Here is a 17,512-nt window from a genome sequence, read left to right on the forward strand (position 1 = left end):
GATGCCCAGTTCGACTAAGGCCATGGGGGTGCTCACCGTGGGTGGGCTGGTCGTGGTGACGGCCTACACCGTGGCCCTCGGGAGCAATGGCTGGCTGTGGTTCGGATGGGTCGTCCTCGGCCTGCTGACGCTCGGGATGGTGGCATCGCGCACCTGAGACGCACGCTGCGTGATCCTCAGGCTCGGGGCATTCCCCCGTCCGGGTGTACGCCCGGCTGGTATTTGGGCAGCCGGGCGGTGATCTTCATGCCCGCGCCGACCGCGGTCTCGATGACGAGGCCGTGGTTGTCGCCGTACACCTGGCGGAGTCGTTCGTCGACGTTGCTGAGGCCGATGCCGCCCGAGGGGCTCGTCTCGCCGGAGAGGATGCGGCGCAGCACCTCGGGGTCCATGCCGACGCCGTCGTCCTCGATGACGACGAGTGCCTCGGCGCCCGCGTCCTGGGCGGTGATGCTGATGTGGCTCTTGTCGAGCCGGCCTTCGAGGCCGTGCTTCACCGCGTTCTCCACCAGGGGCTGGAGGCAGAGGAAGGGCAGGGTCACCGGCAGGACCTCCGGGGCTATCTGCAGGGTGACGGAGAGACGGTCGCCGAAGCGGGCCCGCACCAGCGCCAGGTAGTGGTCGATGGCGTGGAGCTCGTCGGCGAGGGTGGTGAAGTCGCCGTGCCTGCGGAACGAGTAGCGGGTGAAGTCGGCGAACTCCAGGAGCAGTTCTCGGGCGCGCTCTGGGTCGGTGCGGACGAACGAGGCGATCACGGCGAGCGAGTTGAAGATGAAGTGGGGGGAGATCTGGGCGCGCAGGGCCTTGATCTCGGCCTCGATGAGCCGGGTGCGGGACTGGTCGAGGTCGGCGAGTTCGAGCTGGACGGAGACCCAGCGGGCGACCTCCCCGGCCGCGCGGACGAGGACGGCGGACTCCAGGGGCGCGCAGGCGACGAGTGCGCCGTGGACGCGGTCGTCGACCGTGAGCGGGGCGACGACCGCCCAGCGGACCGGGCAGTCGATGATGTCGCAGGTCAGCCGGAACGCCTCGCCCCGGCCGGTCTCCAGGGGGCCGGCCAGACGCTCCATGATCTCGGCGCGGTGGTGCTCCCCCACGCCCTCCCAGACGAGGACGGACTCGTGGTCGGTGAGGCACAGGGCGTCCGTGCCGAGCAGGGTGCGCAGCCGCTTGGCCGACTTGCGGGCGGTCTCCGCGGTGAGGCCGGCGCGCAGCGGGGGCGCGGCGAGCGTCGCGGTGTGCAGGGTCTGGAAGGTGGCGTGCTCCACGGGCGTGCCGAGGCCGCCCAGGCTTCTGCCGGGCCGGGCCGTCCGGCGACCGAGCCAGAAGCCGGCCGCGAGGAACGGCAGCACCGCGACCAGGAAACCGGCCAGGAAACCGCTGACTTCACCGCTCATCGTTCACCTCCTGCAATGGGTACACCGCCCACGGCTCGCGGGTTCCGCTCATCGCCGCCACAGTTCGGTCTCCTTCGCGGCCGCTCCGGGCTGGCCGCCGACCAGTTCCTCGGGCAGATGGAAGCGGGCCAGGATCGACGGGGTCCCGGTCGGGACCCTGCCCGGGGTGGCCAGGGAGACCAGCACCATCGTCAGGAACCCGAGCGGGACCGACCAGAGGGCGGGCCAGGCCAGGAGGGCGTGGAGGGTGCCGGTGCCGGGGTAGCCGGCCATGGTCGCCCCGACCGCCAGCAGCGCGGCTCCGCCGCCGGCGATCATGCCGGCGGCGGCGCCCGGCGGGGTCAGGCGCCGCCACCAGATGCCGAGGACGAGCAGCGGGCAGAAGGACGAGGCGGACACGGCGAAGGCGAGGCCGACGGCGTCGGCGACGGGCAGTCCGCCGACCAGGACGCTCGCCCCGAGGGGCACGGCCATGGCGAGGACCGTGCCGAGCCGGAAGTGCCGTACCCCGCGTGCGGGCAGGACGTCCTGGGTGAGGACTCCCGCGACAGCCATGGTGAGGCCGGACGCGGTGGACAGGAACGCCGCGAACGCGCCGCCCGCCACCAGCGCGCCGAGCAGATCGCCGCCCAGGCCGCCGATCATGCGGTCCGGCAGGAGCAGCACGGCCGCGTCGGCGTCCGAGGTGAGGGTCAGCTCGGGGGCGTAGAGCCGGCCGAGGGCGCCGTAGACCGGCGGGAGGAGGTAGAAGGCGCCGATGAGGCCGAGGACGACGACCGTGGTGCGGCGGGCGGCGACGCCGTGCGGGCTGGTGTAGAAGCGGACGACGACATGGGGCAGTCCCATGGTGCCGAGGAAGGTGGCGAGGATCAGGCCGTAGGTGGCGTAGAGGGGGCGTTCCTCGCGGCCCTCGGCGAGGGAGGTGGACATGCCGCCGTTGCTGCCGCGGTCGGCCACGGGCACCGTGTCGCCCTCGGTGAAGGTCAGCCGGGTGCCCCGCTCGACGCGATGGGTGCCCGTGGGCAGGTGGACCCGCTCGTCGTCGTGGCGGCGGCCGTCGATCGTGCCGGACGCGGTGACCGTGAGCGGTGTCGTGAGCTTGAGGTCGAGGGTCTCGTCGATGCGGACGACCCGGTGTTCTCGGAACTCGGCGGGCTCGTCGAAGGCGTGGCGGGGGCCGCCGTCGCCCTGCCAGGCGAGGACGAGGAAGAGCGCGGGGACCAGCAGGGCGGTGAGTTTGAGCCAGTACTGGAATGCCTGGACGAAGGTGATGCTGCGCATGCCGCCCGCGGCGACGGTGGCGGAGACGACGATGGCGACGATGACCCCGCCGAGCCACTGGGGCGCGTCGGTGAGCACGTTCAGGGTGAGCCCGGCGCCCTGGAGCTGGGGCAGCAGGTACAGCCAGCCGACGCCGACGACGAAGGCGCCGGCGAGCCGCCGTACGGTCTTGGAGGCGAGCCGGGCCTCCGCGAAGTCGGGCAGGGTGTAGGCGCCCGAGCGGCGCAGCGGGGCGGCGACGAACAGCAGCAGCACCAGGTATCCGGCGGTGTAGCCGACCGGGTACCAGAGCATGTCGGGGCCCTGGACCAGGACGAGCCCGGCGATGCCGAGGAAGGAGGCGGCGGACAGGTACTCGCCGCTGATGGCCGCCGCGTTCAGGCGGGGGCCCACCGTGCGGGAGGCGACGTAGAAGTCGGAGGTCGTGCGGGATATCCGCAGGCCGAACGCGCCGACGAGGACGGTCGCCACGACGACGAGGGCGACCGCGGGGACGGCGTAGTTCTCGTTCATGCTGTGCTTCCGGTCATGCTGCGCTTCCGGTCGGGTGGGGCACGGTGGGTCTCAGCGGTCCTCGACGAGGCGGACGAGGTCCTGTTCGTTGCGTTCGGCGCGCCGTACGTGCCAGCGGGCGAGCAGGACCAGCGGGGGGTAGACGCCGAAGCCGAGGACGGCCCACTCCAGGCCGGCGCCGTCGGGCACGGCGGCGAAGACCAGGGGCAGCGGGGCGACCAGCAGGACCAGGACCGCGAAGACCGCGAGGGCGGCGCGGAGTTGGCTGCGCATGAGCGAGCGGACGTAGGTGTGGCCGAGGGTGGTCTGTTCGTCGATCTCGGTGCGCGGGCGGTGGTGGCGGGAGCGGTGCGGGTGCCGTCCGGCCGGGCGGAGCCGGGAGGTGGGGAGGGTGCGGCGGGGTACGCCGGTGACGACGACGCGCCGTTCGGTGGGGTCCTGGGGCATGCCGTCTCCTCAGCCCGTGGTCCGGCGCATCAGCAGATCGCGCAGTTCGCGGGCGTGGCGACGGCTGACCTGGAGTTCCACGGAGCCGACCAGGACGCTGACCGTGCCCGCGTCGAGGCGGAGTTCGCCGATGTGGCGCAGGGCGACGAGGTGGCGGCGGTGGATGCGGACGAAGCCGCGGGCGCGCCAGCGTTCCTCGAGGGTGGAGAGCGGGATGCGGACGAGGTGGCTGCCCTGGGAGGTGTGCAGTCGGGCGTAGTCGCCCTGGGCCTCGACATGGGTGATGTCGTCGACGGCGACGAAGCGGGTCACACCGCCGAGCTCGACGGGTATCTGGTCGGGGTCGGGTTCGTGGACGGGTATCGGCGTCGGCGGAGCGGTGCCGCGCAGTTGGGCGGCCCGGCGTATCGCCTCGGCGAGCCGTTCCCGGCGGACGGGCTTGAGGACGTAGTCGACGGCCTTGAGGTCGAACGCCTGCACGGCGAAGCCCTCGTGCGCGGTGACGAAGACGACGAGCGGGGGCCGGGCGAAGCCGGTGAGGAGCCGGGCGAGGTCGAGGCCGTCGAGTCCGGCCATGTGGATGTCGAGGAAGACGACGTCGATCGCCTCGGGTCCGGCGGGACCGGACTCCAGGGCGCGGTTGATCCGGCGCAGGGCCTCCGTGGCGTCGCCGGCGCCCTCGGCGCTGCTGATCCGCGGATCCGCGTTCAGCAGGTACAGCAGTTCCTCGAGGGAGGGTTTCTCGTCATCGACGGCGAGCGCGCGCAGCATGAACCCGGAGTGTAGGAGTAATTCGTACGCCTGCACATGTCCGCGCGCCGGACGCCCTCCGGGTGGGCGCCGCGGGCGCCGGTCGCTGGATACAGTGCCCGCATGAACAGCAAGTCCGCGGCGTTCGACGAGCTCGATCGCAAGATCATCACGGCGTTGATGGCGAACGCGAGGACCAGCTTCGCCGAGATCGGCTCGGCCATCGGCCTTTCGGCCACCGCGGTCAAGCGGCGGGTGGACCGGCTGCGGGAGACCGGGGTGATCACGGGGTTCACGGCCACGGTGAAGCCCGCGGCGCTCGGGTGGCGCACGGAGGCGTACGTGGAGGTGTACTGCGAGGGCGCGGCGCCGCCCCGGCGGCTGGCGGAGGTGGTGCGCAACCATCCGGAGATCACGGCGGCGATGACGGTGACCGGCGGAGCGGACGCGCTGCTGCATGTGCGGGCCGTCGACGTGGAGCACTTCGAGGAGGTGCTGGAGCGGATCCGCACGGAGCCGTTCATCCGGAAGACGATCAGTTACATGGTGCTGTCGCACCTGCTGCCCGAGGCTCCGGAGGCCGCCGCCACCCAGGACGCACCGAACATGCGCTGACCGGACCGTATACGCAGTATCACTGCGTGAACACGCAGCGCTCATCGCTTGTCGGGCGTCTGTCCCGATTCCTACCGTGGTGTCATCCCCAGCCGACACCGCAGGAAGCGGAGAGACCCTCTGTGCCCGACAGCCGTGTGCCGCGCCTTCGGCGCTTTCTCGTCTGCGAACCCAGACATTTCGCCGTGCAGTACTCGATCAATCCCTGGATGCATCCGGACACCCCCGTGGACGTCGACCTCGCCCGGGAGCAGTGGCGGGCGCTGATCCGCGCCTACCGGGACCACGGCCACACCGTGGAGACCGTGGAGCCGGTGGCGGCGCTGCCCGACATGGTCTTCGCGGCCAACTGCGCCCTCGTCCTCGGCGGCCGTGTCCTCGGTTCGCTGTTCCAGGCGCCCGAGCGGCGCCCGGAGTCCACCGCGTACGACGCCTGGTTCGAGGCCGCCGGCTACGAGGTGCACCGGGCCGAGTCGGTGTGCGAGGGGGAGGGCGATCTGGTGCCGGCCGGCCGCTTCCTCCTCGCCGGGACCGGGTTCCGGACCACCCGTGAGGCCCACCGCCAGGCGCAGGAGTTCTTCGGCGTCCCGGTGATCAGCCTCCAGCTGGTGGACCCGCGGTTCTACCACATGGACACCGCCCTGTTCGTCCTCGACGACGGGGAGGACGGCAACATCGCCTACTACCCGGAGGCGTTCTCCCCCGGCAGCCGCGCGGCCCTCGCCCGGCTGTACCCCGACGCCGTGATCGCGACCCGTGAGGACGCGCTGGCCTTCGGTCTGAACTCGGTGTCCGACGGCCGCCATGTGTTCATCTCGTCCCGTGCCAAGGAACTCGCCGACCAGCTCGACCGGCAGGGCTATGTGCCCGTGCCCCTCGATCTGTCGGAGTTCCAGAAGGCGGGCGGCGGCATCAAGTGCTGCACTCAGGAGCTGCGGCCGTGAACCTGGAGTCACGACCCACGTCCCGCCGCCCCCGCCCGGTGTTCCGCCCCATGACCCAGGAGGCCCGCTCATGACCGCTCCCGTCCGTACGCGTTCGTCGGCCGACCTCATCCGTGCCGAGGAGCCCGTCCTCGCGCACAACTACCATCCGCTGCCGGTCGTCGTCGCCCGTGCCGAGGGCACCTGGGTCGAGGACGTGGAGGGCCGCCGCTATCTGGACATGCTGGCCGGCTACTCCGCCCTCAACTTCGGTCACCGCCATCCGGCGCTGATCGAGGCGGCGCACCGTCAGCTGGACACACTGACGCTCACCTCGCGGGCCTTCCACAACGACCGGCTCGCGGAGTTCGCCGCATCCCTGGCCGAGCTGACGGGCCTGGACATGGTGCTGCCGATGAACACGGGCGCGGAGGCCGTGGAGAGCGGGATCAAGGTGGCCCGCAAATGGGCGTACGAGGTGAAGGGCGTCCCCGCCGACCGGGCGACGATCGTGGTGGCCGCGGGCAACTTCCACGGCCGTACGACGACGATCGTCAGCTTCTCCACCGACCCGGAGGCGCGTGACGGCTTCGGCCCGTTCACCCCGGGGTTCCGGGTCGTGCCGTACAACGACCTGGCCGCGCTGGAGGCTGCCGTCGACGAGACGACGGCGGCCGTGCTGATCGAGCCCATCCAGGGCGAGGCGGGCGTGCTCATCCCGGACGAGGGCTATCTGCGCGGGGTCCGCGAGGTGACCCGCCGCGCCGGGTGCCTGTTCATCGCGGACGAGATCCAGTCGGGTCTGGGCCGCACCGGCCGTACGCTCGCGGTCGAGCACGAGGACGTGGTGCCCGACGCCGTGCTGCTCGGCAAGGCGCTCGGCGGTGGCATCGTGCCGGTGTCGGCGGTGGTCGCGCGACGGGAGGTGCTGTCCGTGCTGAAGCCGGGCGAGCACGGGTCGACGTTCGGCGGGAACCCGCTGGCGGCGGCGGTGGGCTCGGCGGTGGTCGAGCTGCTGCGGACCGGGGAGTTCCAGCGGCGGGCGGCGGAGCTGGGCGTCGTCCTGCGGGACGGGCTGGCGGCGCTGGTCGGCCGTGGCGTGGTGGGCTTCCGGGCGCGCGGACTGTGGGCGGGCGTCGACATCGATCCGGCGATCGGCACCGGCCGTGAGATCAGCCGACGGCTCATGGACCGGGGGATCCTGGTCAAGGACACCCACGGCTCCACGATCCGTCTGGCACCACCGCTGACCATCACGGCCACGGAGCTGCGCTCGGCGCTGGAGACGGTGGGGGAGGTCCTGCGGGCGGACGCCTGACCGGAGAAGGCCCGCCGGCGCAAGGGGGACGGCACCCGGGAGAAGGCCGGTGGCGGCCGGCCCCGGGGTGCGGTCCCCTGCGCCCGGCGTGCCGCGCCGACGCCCGGCGACGTTCTCGAACACCTACCGTGCCCGGCTGATCGTCCTTGCCGTGGTCGGGGCCCTCCTTACTGCCGGTACATCGGGCTACGATCAATTCCCGGCACCGCAGGACGAGGCCCACCAGCGCGCGAGCGCCTGACGTGACGTCAGTACGTCAGCGGCGAGTGGGTACGTGTCCGGTAGAGCGAAGGGGACGCCGTGTTCTATTACCTGCTCAAGTACGTGCTTCTGGGCCCGCTGCTGCGACTGGTCTTCCGGCCTCGCATCGAGGGACTGGAACACGTGCCGTCGTCGGGCGCGGCGATCGTCGCGGGGAACCATCTGTCCTTCTCGGACCACTTCCTGATGCCCGCGATCCTCAAGCGGCGCATCACCTTCCTGGCGAAGGCCGAGTACTTCACCGGGCCCGGCGTGAAGGGCCGGCTGACGGCGTTCTTCTTCCGCAGCGCGGGCCAGATCCCCGTCGACCGCTCCGGCAAGGAGGCCGGCCAGGCCGCGATCCGCGAGGGGCTCGGGGTGCTGAGCAAGGACGAGCTCCTCGGGATCTACCCCGAGGGCACCCGCTCGCACGACGGCCGCCTGTACAAGGGCAAGGTCGGGGTCGCGGTCATGGCGCTCAAGGCCAAGGTGCCCGTGATCCCGTGCGCGATGATCGGCACGTTCGAGGCCCAGCCGCCGGGCAAGGTCATCCCGAACATCCACCCCGTCGTCATCCGCTTCGGCGAGCCGCTCGACTTCTCCCGCTACGAGGGCATGGAGAACGAGAAGGCCGTTCTGCGCGCCATCACCGACGAGATCATGTACGCGATCCTGTCGCTCTCCGAGCAGGAGTACGTCGACCAGTACGCGGCGGTCGTGAAGGCCCAGGAGGCCGAGGCCGCGGCGCAGGAGCGCCAGGAGCGGAAGGGTCGGAAGGGGCGGGAGGGGCGGGAAGGCCTACAGGGGCGGAAGGACCGGAGGGAACGTAGGTTCCCCCGTATGCCGCTGAGTTGACGCGGGACGGCGCGCCGTGGACGCCAGGTGGGGGCCGGGCGTCCGTCTCGTCGCTACGTCACCGCGGACACGGTGCCGTTGACGCTGCTGATGTAGAGCACTCCGCCGGCGTAAGCGGGTGTGGAGCCCACGAGGCTGCCGGTGCGGAACGTCCATCGCCGCTCGCCGGTGTCGGCGTCCACGGCGCACAGATACCCGTCGCCGCTGCCGGTGTAGGCCACGCCGTCGACGATCGTCGGCGCGCCCACGAACGGTTCCTTGCCGATACGGGTCTTCCACCGCCGATCGCCCGTGCGGGCGTCCAGGGCGTACAGGTTGCCGTCCCCTCCGCCGACGTAGACCGTTCCGCCGGCCACGGTCGGGCCGCCCACGGATCTCCCGAGCGTGCGTTTCCACCGCTGTTCGCCGGTCGCGGCGTCGAGCGCGTGGACGTGGTTGTCCTCGCTGCTGAGGTACACCACACCGTCGGCGACGAACGGGGCCGAGCCCAGCAGACCCCTGGTGGTGAACTCCCATCGCCGCTCTCCGGTGGCCGCGTCCACCGCGTACGCGGTGCCCCGCAGGGCGCAGGCGTAGACCACCCCGTCCACGACGGTCGGCGACTGCTCCACCCTGCTGCCGGTGGTGCATCTCCAGCGCTGCTCGCCGGTGGCGACGTCGACGGCGTACACATGGCCGTCCTGGTCGTCGCGGTACGCCGCGCCGATTCCCTTCGGAGGCTTGCCCCCGCCGCCGACGTACACCACACCGTCGGCGACGGCCGGCGGCGAGCAACCGCCCTGGCCGGCGCGGAACTTCCACCGTTGCCCGCCGGTGCTCACGTCCACCGCGTACAGGTTGCTGTCCTCACTGCCCACATAGACCGTCCCGTCGGCGACGGCCGCCTCCGCGTTCACGTTGCCCCCGGTCCTGAACGCCCACCGCGTCTCGCCGGTGTCGGCGTCCAGCGCGTAAAGGAGGTCCGTCTCGCTGCCGATGTAGACGACCCCGTCGGCGACGACAGGCGACACGTACACGAGTCCGCCCGTGAGGAACCTCCACTTCTCGACGCCGGTCGGGGCGGCGGGCGAGGGCGAAGGGGTGGGGCTGGGGGAGGCGCTCCGTCCGCGGCGGGAACCGGGCAGGCCCTCGGAGCCCGTGCCGGAGCCCCGGTCGCCGAGCTTCCAGCCCGCGAAGCCGAGCCCCGCGGCGGCCCCGCCGAGGCCCACGAGGGCCCGCCGACGGGTCAGACGGGCGGCGGGCGGCGCCGGAGATGCGCCGGCCACCACTGCTGCCGGTGCCGGTGCCGGTGCCGGTGCTGGTGCTGGTGCTGGTGGGACCGTGGGGCCCTGCGCGGTCGTGCGTGCGTGCAGGGTCGCGGCGACCGGGGCGGGGAGCCAGCCGGGTCGGGTGGTCGGGTGCGTGACCGCCTCCTTGGAGGTGTCCTCCCCCGCGGCCGCCGCCAACCGCTCCAGCAGCGTCGCGACCGTGGGTCGGCGGTCGGGTCGCTTGGCCAGGCAGCCTGCCACCAAGGGCCGCAGCAGGGGCGGCACCCGGCTCAGGTCCGGTTCCTCGTAGACGACGCGGAAGCCCAGGGCGTGCCCGGAGCCCGTACCGAACGGTCCCGACCCCGTCGCGGCGAAGGTCAGCACCGCTCCGAGGGAGAACACATCGGTGGCGGGCCCGACCGGCTGTCCGGTCAACTGCTCGGGGGACATGAACCCCGGTGTGCCCACCACCATGCCGGTGCGGGTGAGGGCGCTGGCCTCCTGGGCCACCGATCGAACTGATCCGCCTGTCCGCCGCCCGGCCCGGTTCCCGGACCCTCAACGCGGTCGACCCGGACGCGCCCACGGTCGCCGAGATCGCCGCCGCGATCGACGCCGTCATGGGCGTCCGGGCGGAGGACGTCCTCGTCGACGGCCCGGCCCCGTCCCCCACGGTGGGCGACACCCCGTGGTCCGTGCCGGCGGACGTGGTGTGCGACATGGCGAAGGCCGAGCGGGAGGTGGGCTACCGCCCGGTGGTCCGGTACGCGGAGACCCTGCCGGAGACGGTCGCGTGGATCGAGAGCCGACTGGCGGACGGCCGGGACTGGCGTGAGGCGTACCCGAAGATGGCCGCGGTGTACGGCGATCTCTTCGACTACGCGGCGGAGGACGCCTGGCTGGCGGAACACCGAACACATGCGTGAGGGGCGACCGGTCGGCCCGGTCGCCCCTCACGCACTCAGTGCCCTACGGTGCCGGCGTGGCGTGCGGGGCGCACTTCACGTCGGACCTGCCCACCTTGCCGGTGAGCAGGTAGGTGTCCACGCGCTCGTTGACGCACGGGTTGACCAGACCGGTGACCCCGTGGGAGCCGGCCTTCGTCTCCGTGATCAGACGCGAGCCCTTGAACCGCTTGTGCAGTTCGACGGCACCCTCGTACGGGGTGGCCGCGTCACGCTCGGACTGGACGATCAGGACGGGCGGCAGGCCCTTCTTGGTCTTGACCTCCACCGGCGTGTACTGCTTCGACGGCCAGGTGGCGCACGGCAGGTTCATCCAGGCGTTGGCCCAGGTCATGAACGGGTAGTTCTTGTGCAGCCGGGTGTTGTCGCGGTCCCATGTCTTCCAGCTGGTGGGCCACTTGGCGTCGGTGCACTCGACCGCGGTGTAGACGGCGTTGCTGTTCTCCGACGCGGCGTTGCCGACGGTGTCGGAGAGGTCCGGGGCGGCCGCGTCGACCAGCGCCTGGGTGTCACCGGCGGCGTACTTGCTCCACACCTGCGCGGTGGGCGCCCACGCGGAGTCGTAGTACGGGGCGCTCTGGAAGAAGGAGATCAGCTCGGCCGGGCCGACGAGCCCGCCGATCGGGTTCTTCTTCGCGGTGGCACGCAGTTCCAGCCACTTCGCCTGCACCTTGGCGCGGGTGTCACCGAGGTGGTACGTCGCGTCGTTCTGGGCGACCCACTTCGTCCAGTCCTTCCAGCGGCCCTCGAAGGCGACGTCCTGGTCCAGGTTGGCCTGGTACCAGATCTTCGCGCGCGAGGGGTTCACCACGCTGTCGACGACCAGGCGGCGTACGTGGGTCGGGAAGAGGGTGCCGTAGACCGCGCCGAGGTAGGTGCCGTACGAGACGCCGAGGAAGTTGAGCTTCTTCTCCCCGAGGGCGGCCCGGATGACGTCCAGGTCACGCGCGGTGTTCGCCGTGGTCATGTGCGGCAGCATCGCGCCGCTGCGCTTCTTGCACCCGGCCGCGTAGGCGGCGGCGAGCTTCCGCTGCTTGCGCTTGTCGGCCTCGGTGTCGGGCACCGGGTCCATCTTGGGCGCCTTCACGAACTCCTGCGGGTCGACGCAGGAGATGGGCGCCGACTTGCCGACGCCGCGCGGGTCGAAGCCCACGAAGTCGTACGCCTTGGAGACGTTGGCCCACAGCGGGTTCTTGGTCGTGACCCGGCGCGGGAAGCGCAGACCCGAACCGCCGGGGCCGCCCGGGTTGTAGACGAGGGCGCCCTGGCGCTCCTCCTTCGTGCCCGTGCTGCCGATGCGGTCGACGGCGAGCTCGATCTGCTTGCCGTTCGGCTTGGCGTAGTCCAGCGGCACGGTGACCCAGCCGCACTGGATGGGCTTCTCAAGACCCCACGCCTCGGGGCAGTCCTGCCACGTGACGCCCTTCTTCGCCGCCTTGGCGGCGGCGATGGCGACACCCCTGGCCTCCGGGCTCTTGCCCCTGCCGGTGTCCGCGGCGTTGGCCACGGGGGCGGTGACGGCGCCGGCTATCAGGGTCGCCGTGACGAGCAGTCCGGCGGAGCCGAACGCTGCCGCCCTTCTCGTCGGCCTCATACCTCTCAAGAGGGAACTCCCCGTACATCGTTTCGAAGTTTCGAATGGTCACGGGGATCCTCGTGCCTGCGAGGTGTCCGGGGACAGAGGGGCGGTTCGTTCTTTACTAATCCGATAACCGGTGAGGCACGTTCCGTTGAGCGGGATGGAGGTCAGCCGTCGAGCCCGGCCAACGCCTCGTCCAGCACCCGCCGCAGCCGCAGCGCGTCGGGCGCCAGGGCGCTGACGAGTACGGCCGGCCCGGCCAGCGGAGTGAGCGCGGCCGACTCCCCCAGCACCCGGGGTTCGGGCGCCTTCTCGGCGAACTCCGGTCGCACGACAAGGAGTTGCCCGAGCGTCCGATATCCGCCCAGCACGGCGGGACCGTCCCATCCGCCCGGCGCGCCCGGCCCGCACGACACCGCCTGGTCGAGCAGCGCACGCCCGTCCAGCCGTACGGTGAGCCGGCTGCTCAACCGCCCCGGCTCCTCCCCGGCCCGCCCGAGCACCTGTTCCTCCCGGAACACCAGCCGGGCACCGGACGCGAGGTCAAGGGAGGTCGACACCCGCAGATCGCTGCCTCGGGCCGAGATCAACTGTTCGGGCAGCCACCGCAGTTCGCCGCCGGCTGCGACCCGGACCCGTACGTCGTAGCGGGCCTCGTCCTTGCCCTGGCCCGGCAGCGCGATGGTCGCCGCGGCGGATCCCAGGTGCAGCCGGGCGCCCTCCCCGACCTCGGCCTCCACGGCGAGCCGGTCACCCCCGAGCGGGCCGCTCATGGCGCCCACCAACATGACCCGGGCCTCGTCACCGCTCCCCCGGGTGCGCCGCAGCGCGAGCGGGCCATGGCTCTCCAGCACGGGCAGTGCGGTACCGCCGCGCCCGTCGGCACGGGCGGCGATCCGCGCGGTGGCGAAGACACCGGTCGTACTCATGGAGGGCCCCGCCGTCGTCATGCCGTCCACGCCGCGAGCCGTTCCCGTACCCAGGCGGCGACGTCGGTGACGCCGGCCTCGCTCCTGAGCGACTGGAAGACCACCGGGAGTTCGGCGCGCTGTGCCTTGGCGTCGGCGGCCATCCGGCCGAGGTCGGAGCCGACGTGGGGCGCGAGGTCCGTCTTGTTGACCACGAGCAGATCGGCGGTGGTGACGCCGGGGCCGCCCTTGCGGGGGATGTCGTCGCCGCCGGCGACGTCGATCACGAAGATCTGCGCGTCCACGAGGCCCTTGGAGAACGTGGCAGTGAGGTTGTCGCCGCCGGACTCGACGAGGACCAGGTCGAGCGGACCGACCTCGTCCTCCAGGTCCTCGACGGCCTCCAGGTTCGCCGAGATGTCGTCCCGGATCGCCGTGTGCGGGCAGGCGCCGGTCTCGACGGCCGTGATCCGCTCGGGCGGCAGCACGGCCTCGCGCAGCAGGAAGTCGGCGTCCTCCCGCGTGTAGATGTCGTTCGTCACGACGGCCAGGGACAGCTCGTCCCGCAGCACGCGGCACAGCGCGGCGACGGTGGCCGTCTTCCCGGACCCCACGGGTCCGCCGAGACCGATGCGCAGCGCGCGCCGACGCCCGTCGGGCCGACGCGCGTCGGCGCTCACGGCAGCGGGACCGTCGTGCAGGTGGTCATGGTCGAGATGCATGGGGGCTCCTTTTCTGGTGGGGGTATGTGATCGGTCACCGATGGAGGGGGGGAGTTGCGGGCGGTCGACCGGAGAGGGGGCAGTTGCGGCGGTCGACCGGAGAGGAGGCAGTTGCGGGCGGGCGGCCGGCTGCGGGTGGTGCGAGCAGCCCACGACAACCCGCAGCCGACCGGTGACACCACGCCCCTCCTACGACGCGAACAACCGCACGGCCCAAGCCGCATGCGCCTCCGCCCCGATCTCCAGCAACGGCCCGGACGCCACCGGCAGCACATCCACCCCACCACCGACCACCCCCTGCCCCGCTTCGACGGCCTCCCCCACGACCCGGTCCATCTCGGGAGCCAGCCGCGCCACCACTCCCGTCGCGTCGAACGGGTCCAGACTCAGCAACCGCACGGTCGCACTGGCCGGCCCGCTCACGCTCTCGTACACGGAGCAGTACGCGGCGTCCTCGGGCCCGAGCCCGGCGGCCCGCGCCGCGACCCCCAACACCACGGGCTGGTGCGCCCCCTTGGGGAACTCCCCTGCGAGCGCGCCCAGTTCGTCGGACGGCCAGGTCGCCCGGGCCGCCCGCATCAGCTGCCGCCCCAGCTTGCGGGAGGCGACCCGCAGGGCCAGGGACGGTGTCCGGGCGTCGGCCGCCGCGTCCAGCGCGACCGGATCGGCGCCGTGTGCCGCCGCCGCAGCCAGCGCCGCGGACACCAGCCCCACCGTGTGCAGCCGCCCCCGGCAGAACGCCTCCAGCCCCTCCGCCCCGCTGATCAGCCCGGCCTTGACGGCCGCCTCGGCCCCGCCGGAGTGCGCGTGCCCCCCGGCGGGAAAGCGCCCGTCGGCCAGTACGAGAAGAGCCGCCCTGGACATCAGAAGAGGAAGTAACGCTGGGCCATGGGCAGTTCGGCGGCCGGTGTCGCCTCCACCAGCTCGCCGTCGATGTGCACGGCGAAGCTGTCGGGGTCGATCCGCACGTCGGGCCGCGCGTCGTTCTCCCGCATGTCGGCCTTGGTGACCGACCGCGTGGACTCGATGGCGACGAACCGCTTCCCGAGCGAGAGCCGTTCCGGCAGGCCGTCCTCGATGGCGAGCGGCGCCACGAAGTTGAACGAGTTGGCGGCCGGCGCCCGTCCGACGGCCCCGTACATCGGGCGCGGGAGGATCGGCTGCGGCGTCGGGATGGACGCGTTGGCGTCGCCCATCTGCGCGTACGCGATCTGCCCGCCCTTGATCACGAGCTGCGGCTTCACCCCGAAGAACGCGGGGTCCCACACCACGAGGTCGGCGAGCTTGCCGCTCTCCACGGACCCGATCTCACGGGCGAGGCCCTGCGCGAGCGCGGGGTTGATCGTGTACTTGGCGACATAGCGGCGTACGCGGTGGTTGTCGGCGCGGTCGTCACCCGGCAGGGCGCCCCGTCGCCGCTTCATCACGTGCGCGGTCTGCCAGGTGCGCAGGACGACCTCGCCGACCCGGCCCATGGCCTGGGAGTCGGACGAGATGATCGAGATGGCGCCCAGGTCGTGCAGGATGTCCTCGGCGCCGATGGTCGACGGCCGGATGCGGGACTCGGCGAAGGCCAGGTCCTCGGGCACGGCGGCGTTGAGGTGGTGGCAGACCATCAGCATGTCGAGGTGTTCCTCGGCGGTGTTGACGGTGTAGGGCCGGGTCGGGTTGGTGGAGCTGGGCAGCACGTGCGGCTGCGAGACCACGGTCATGATGTCGGGCGCGTGCCCGCCGCCCGCGCCCTCGGTGTGGTACGCGTGGATGCCCCGTCCGGCGATGGCGGCCAGGGTGTCGCCGACGAAGCCGGCCTCGTTGAGGGTGTCCGTGTGGATGGCGACCTGGATGCCCGTCCGGTCGGCGACGGTCAGGGACGCGTCGATGACGGCGGGCGTCGACCCCCAGTCCTCGTGCAGCTTGAGGCCGAGCGCCCCGCCCCGGATCTGGGACAGCATCGCCTCGTGGGAGACGGTGTTGCCCTTGCCGAGGAAGCCGATGTTGAGCGGGTACTGCTCCATCGCCTCCAGCATCCGGGCCAGGTGCCAAGGGCCGGGGGTGACCGTGGTGGCCTTGGAGCCCTCCGCCGGTCCGGTGCCGCCGCCGACCAGGGTGGTCACCCCGGACGCCAGCGCCTCGTCGGCGATCTGCGGGCAGATGAAGTGGACATGCGCGTCGATGGCGCCGGCGGTCACGATCCGCCCGTTGCCCGCGATGATCTCGGTCTCGGGCCCGATGACGAGGTCGGGGTGGACCCCGTCCATGGTGTCGGGGTTGCCCGCCTTGCCGATGCCGGTGATCCGGCCGTCGCGGATGCCGATGTCGGCCTTGACGATGCCCCAGTGGTCGATGATCACCGCGCCGGTGATCACGGTGTCCGGGGTGCCGTCTGCGCGCGTAGCGCGCGCCTGGCCCATGGATTCGCGGATGACCTTGCCACCGCCGAACACGGCCTCGTCACCGGCGAGTCCGGGGCCGCCGGAACGGTCCTCCTCGATCTCGACGAGCAGATCGGTGTCGGCGAGCCGGATACGGTCACCGGTGGTCGGGCCGAACAGGTCGGCGTAAGCGGCACGCGAGATCTCAGGCATCGAGGGCACCTCCGGTCTCCCCGCGCAGTCCGGGCACGACACGGGCGCCGGTGAGCGGAACGAGTTCGACGTCGACGGGGATCCCGGGCTCGAACCGCACGGCGGTGCCGGCGGCGACGTTCAGCCGCTTGCCGCGTGCGGCGGCACGATCGAACTCCAAGCCGGGGTTGGCCTCGGCGAAGTGGTAGTGGGAGCCGACCTGGACGGGTCGGTCGGCGGCGTTGAGGACGGTCAGCCGGGTGACCTCACGGCCCTCGTTGTACACGATCGGGTCCTCGGCGAAGAGGATCTCTCCGGGAATCACGGCGGCCCCTCAGACGATCGGGTCGTGGACGGTGACGAGCTTGGTGCCGTCCGGGAACGTCGCCTCGACCTGGACGTCGTGGATCATCTCGGGGATGCCCTCCATCACGTCGTCACGGGTGAGGAGTGTCCGCCCGGACGCCATGAGTTCGGCCACCGTACGGCCGTCCCGCGCGCCTTCCAGGATGTGCGCGGTGATCAGGGCGACGGCCTCGGGGTGGTTCAGCTTCAGGCCCCGGGCCCTGCGCTTCTCGGCCACGTCCGCCGCCACATGGATCAGCAGCCTCTCCTGCTCGTGCGGGGTCAGTTGCACGGCGTCCCACCTCACATCCTCGCTCCGGACCGTGCGGGGTCCGGTTGCCTCGCCACCGCGCAACATCGCTGGTGGCGTGGGCGCAGGCTAATTGGGCGGCGTTTCGACGACGTTAACCGACACATGATCACCACCGGCCGGGTCCTCCATGGCCTCCCCGCCCAGCACGCGCTCTTCGGGGACGTACCGGTCCAGGTGGTCGAGCTGGGGCTGAAGGCGTTGATGAGCTCCGGCAGGCGGTGGGCGAACAGGCCGCGCCGGAGGGTGCCCGGGTGACCGTCACCGCTGTGGTGGCGGCCCGGGCGGGGATCCCCGCGGCTCGGCCTCCGGTTAGACCGCCGTCCTGATCGGCCTCGCCGCCACCGCCCTGGCGCACACCAGGCTCGGCGTGCTCACCGGCGGGCTGCGCCCTGGCCGTGGGGCGCCTCCGTGGCCGGACTGTCCCCACTGCTGGGCCGGGACGCTCGGCCAGTGGCTGCTGCCGGGCGCGGGCGCGGCACTGCCGCGCTCCGTCTCGTTCTTCGCCGGAGCCCGCCGCACCGCTCCGGCGC

At 72.1% G+C, this 17,512-nt stretch carries 18 protein-coding genes and 1 pseudogene; 7 read left to right on the forward strand and 12 right to left on the reverse strand.

What is annotated here, in order from left to right:
• The first annotated feature begins 1 nt into the window (after position 1).
• Entirely contained in the window at positions 2–157 is a 156-nt protein-coding gene (locus ACZ4Z2_RS30645; protein WP_468080424.1) for a hypothetical protein, read from the forward strand.
• A 19-nt stretch (positions 158–176) separates the two neighbouring features.
• On the opposite strand, the gene ACZ4Z2_RS30650 is transcribed toward ACZ4Z2_RS30645, so the two are convergent.
• From ACZ4Z2_RS30650 to ACZ4Z2_RS30665, 4 genes are read right to left on the reverse strand one after another with little or no spacing between them, the layout of a single operon-like run.
• Positions 177–1,397: a sensor histidine kinase gene (locus ACZ4Z2_RS30650; protein WP_468080425.1), complete on the reverse strand. Its 1,221-nt coding sequence runs from the start codon at positions 1,395–1,397 to the stop codon at positions 177–179.
• Positions 1,398–1,445: 48 nt separating this feature from the next.
• The gene (locus ACZ4Z2_RS30655; RefSeq protein WP_468080426.1) at positions 1,446–3,191 is read right to left on the reverse strand and encodes a sodium/solute symporter; all 1,746 of its coding nucleotides are present in this window, start codon (positions 3,189–3,191) and stop codon (positions 1,446–1,448) included.
• Between the two features lie 51 nt (positions 3,192–3,242).
• On the reverse strand, positions 3,243–3,638 hold the full coding sequence (locus tag ACZ4Z2_RS30660) for a hypothetical protein (protein ID WP_468080427.1): 396 nt from the start codon (positions 3,636–3,638) through the stop codon (positions 3,243–3,245).
• Positions 3,639–3,647: 9 nt separating this feature from the next.
• Positions 3,648–4,409 (reverse strand): LytR/AlgR family response regulator transcription factor, encoded by a 762-nt coding sequence (locus ACZ4Z2_RS30665; protein ID WP_468080429.1) that lies wholly within the window; start codon positions 4,407–4,409, stop codon positions 3,648–3,650.
• Positions 4,410–4,511: 102 nt separating this feature from the next.
• Here ACZ4Z2_RS30665 and ACZ4Z2_RS30670 point away from each other — a divergent pair, with 102 nt between their 5' ends.
• The 4 genes from ACZ4Z2_RS30670 (at position 4,512) to ACZ4Z2_RS30685 (ending at position 8,339) form a co-directional block, all read left to right on the forward strand.
• Positions 4,512–5,003, forward strand: coding sequence for an Lrp/AsnC family transcriptional regulator (locus tag ACZ4Z2_RS30670; protein WP_468080430.1), 492 nt, complete (start codon positions 4,512–4,514; stop codon positions 5,001–5,003).
• A 122-nt stretch (positions 5,004–5,125) separates the two neighbouring features.
• A complete protein-coding gene (ddaH, locus tag ACZ4Z2_RS30675) occupies positions 5,126–5,947 on the forward strand; it encodes a dimethylargininase (RefSeq protein ID WP_468080431.1) in 822 nt (273 codons plus the stop codon).
• 70 nt (positions 5,948–6,017) lie between these two features.
• A complete protein-coding gene (gene rocD, locus ACZ4Z2_RS30680) occupies positions 6,018–7,244 on the forward strand; it encodes an ornithine--oxo-acid transaminase (protein WP_468080432.1) in 1,227 nt (408 codons plus the stop codon).
• A gap of 300 nt (positions 7,245–7,544) precedes the next feature.
• Complete coding sequence (locus ACZ4Z2_RS30685) at positions 7,545–8,339, forward strand: lysophospholipid acyltransferase family protein (RefSeq protein ID WP_468080433.1); 795 nt, start codon at positions 7,545–7,547, stop codon at positions 8,337–8,339.
• A gap of 53 nt (positions 8,340–8,392) precedes the next feature.
• Here ACZ4Z2_RS30685 and ACZ4Z2_RS30690 read toward each other — a convergent pair whose 3' ends face one another.
• Positions 8,393–10,096 carry an outer membrane protein assembly factor BamB family protein gene (locus tag ACZ4Z2_RS30690; protein ID WP_468080435.1) on the reverse strand — a complete coding sequence of 568 codons (1,704 nt, stop codon included), beginning with the start codon at positions 10,094–10,096 and terminating at the stop codon, positions 8,393–8,395.
• A gap of 5 nt (positions 10,097–10,101) precedes the next feature.
• On the opposite strand from ACZ4Z2_RS30690, the pseudogene ACZ4Z2_RS30695 reads away from it, so the two are divergent.
• Positions 10,102–10,512 (forward strand): annotated as a pseudogene (locus tag ACZ4Z2_RS30695) (NAD(P)-dependent oxidoreductase); the annotation flags it as partial.
• Positions 10,513–10,555: 43 nt separating this feature from the next.
• On the opposite strand, the gene ACZ4Z2_RS30700 reads toward ACZ4Z2_RS30695, so the two are convergent.
• From ACZ4Z2_RS30700 to ACZ4Z2_RS30730, 7 genes are all read right to left on the reverse strand, one after another.
• Positions 10,556–12,145 (reverse strand): alpha/beta hydrolase, encoded by a 1,590-nt coding sequence (locus tag ACZ4Z2_RS30700; RefSeq protein ID WP_468080436.1) that lies wholly within the window; start codon positions 12,143–12,145, stop codon positions 10,556–10,558.
• A gap of 152 nt (positions 12,146–12,297) precedes the next feature.
• The gene (locus ACZ4Z2_RS30705; protein WP_468080438.1) at positions 12,298–13,059 is read right to left on the reverse strand and encodes an urease accessory protein UreD; all 762 of its coding nucleotides are present in this window, start codon (positions 13,057–13,059) and stop codon (positions 12,298–12,300) included.
• A gap of 17 nt (positions 13,060–13,076) precedes the next feature.
• Complete coding sequence (gene ureG, locus ACZ4Z2_RS30710) at positions 13,077–13,760, reverse strand: urease accessory protein UreG (protein ID WP_468080439.1); 684 nt, start codon at positions 13,758–13,760, stop codon at positions 13,077–13,079.
• A gap of 189 nt (positions 13,761–13,949) precedes the next feature.
• Entirely contained in the window at positions 13,950–14,624 is a 675-nt protein-coding gene (locus ACZ4Z2_RS30715) for an urease accessory protein UreF (RefSeq protein ID WP_468080440.1), read from the reverse strand.
• Positions 14,624–16,345, reverse strand: coding sequence for an urease subunit alpha (locus ACZ4Z2_RS30720; protein WP_468080441.1), 1,722 nt, complete (start codon positions 16,343–16,345; stop codon positions 14,624–14,626). The genes ACZ4Z2_RS30715 and ACZ4Z2_RS30720 overlap by 1 nt, the downstream gene beginning before the upstream one ends.
• A complete protein-coding gene (locus ACZ4Z2_RS30725; protein ID WP_055523895.1) occupies positions 16,338–16,649 on the reverse strand; it encodes an urease subunit beta in 312 nt (103 codons plus the stop codon). The genes ACZ4Z2_RS30720 and ACZ4Z2_RS30725 overlap by 8 nt, the downstream gene beginning before the upstream one ends.
• A 9-nt stretch (positions 16,650–16,658) precedes the next feature.
• Positions 16,659–16,961 carry an urease subunit gamma gene (locus ACZ4Z2_RS30730; protein WP_388705038.1) on the reverse strand — a complete coding sequence of 101 codons (303 nt, stop codon included), beginning with the start codon at positions 16,959–16,961 and terminating at the stop codon, positions 16,659–16,661.
• 123 nt (positions 16,962–17,084) lie between these two features.
• On the opposite strand from ACZ4Z2_RS30730, the gene ACZ4Z2_RS30735 reads away from it, so the two are divergent.
• A complete protein-coding gene (locus ACZ4Z2_RS30735) occupies positions 17,085–17,237 on the forward strand; it encodes a hypothetical protein (protein WP_468080442.1) in 153 nt (50 codons plus the stop codon).
• The last annotated feature ends 275 nt before the right edge of the window (positions 17,238–17,512 follow it).

Source organism: Streptomyces sp. NPDC030183 (assembly GCF_055573455.1).

Bases quoted from the DNA above. Each gene is read 5' to 3' on its own strand.
- ACZ4Z2_RS30645 (WP_468080424.1), top strand. From the start codon at position 2: ATGCCCAGTTCGACTAAGGCCATGGGGGTGCTCACCGTGGGTGGGCTG.
- ACZ4Z2_RS30650 (WP_468080425.1), bottom strand. From the start codon at position 1,397: ATGAGCGGTGAAGTCAGCGGTTTCCTGGCCGGTTTCCTGGTCGCGGTG.
- ACZ4Z2_RS30655 (WP_468080426.1), bottom strand. From the start codon at position 3,191: ATGAACGAGAACTACGCCGTCCCCGCGGTCGCCCTCGTCGTCGTGGCG.
- ACZ4Z2_RS30660 (WP_468080427.1), bottom strand. From the start codon at position 3,638: ATGCCCCAGGACCCCACCGAACGGCGCGTCGTCGTCACCGGCGTACCC.
- ACZ4Z2_RS30665 (WP_468080429.1), bottom strand. From the start codon at position 4,409: ATGCTGCGCGCGCTCGCCGTCGATGACGAGAAACCCTCCCTCGAGGAA.
- ACZ4Z2_RS30670 (WP_468080430.1), top strand. From the start codon at position 4,512: ATGAACAGCAAGTCCGCGGCGTTCGACGAGCTCGATCGCAAGATCATC.
- rocD (WP_468080432.1), top strand. From the start codon at position 6,018: ATGACCGCTCCCGTCCGTACGCGTTCGTCGGCCGACCTCATCCGTGCC.
- ACZ4Z2_RS30700 (WP_468080436.1), bottom strand. From the start codon at position 12,145: ATGAGGCCGACGAGAAGGGCGGCAGCGTTCGGCTCCGCCGGACTGCTC.
- ACZ4Z2_RS30705 (WP_468080438.1), bottom strand. From the start codon at position 13,059: ATGAGTACGACCGGTGTCTTCGCCACCGCGCGGATCGCCGCCCGTGCC.
- ureG (WP_468080439.1), bottom strand. From the start codon at position 13,760: ATGCATCTCGACCATGACCACCTGCACGACGGTCCCGCTGCCGTGAGC.
- ACZ4Z2_RS30715 (WP_468080440.1), bottom strand. From the start codon at position 14,624: ATGTCCAGGGCGGCTCTTCTCGTACTGGCCGACGGGCGCTTTCCCGCC.
- ACZ4Z2_RS30720 (WP_468080441.1), bottom strand. From the start codon at position 16,345: ATGCCTGAGATCTCGCGTGCCGCTTACGCCGACCTGTTCGGCCCGACC.
- ACZ4Z2_RS30735 (WP_468080442.1), top strand. From the start codon at position 17,085: ATGATCACCACCGGCCGGGTCCTCCATGGCCTCCCCGCCCAGCACGCG.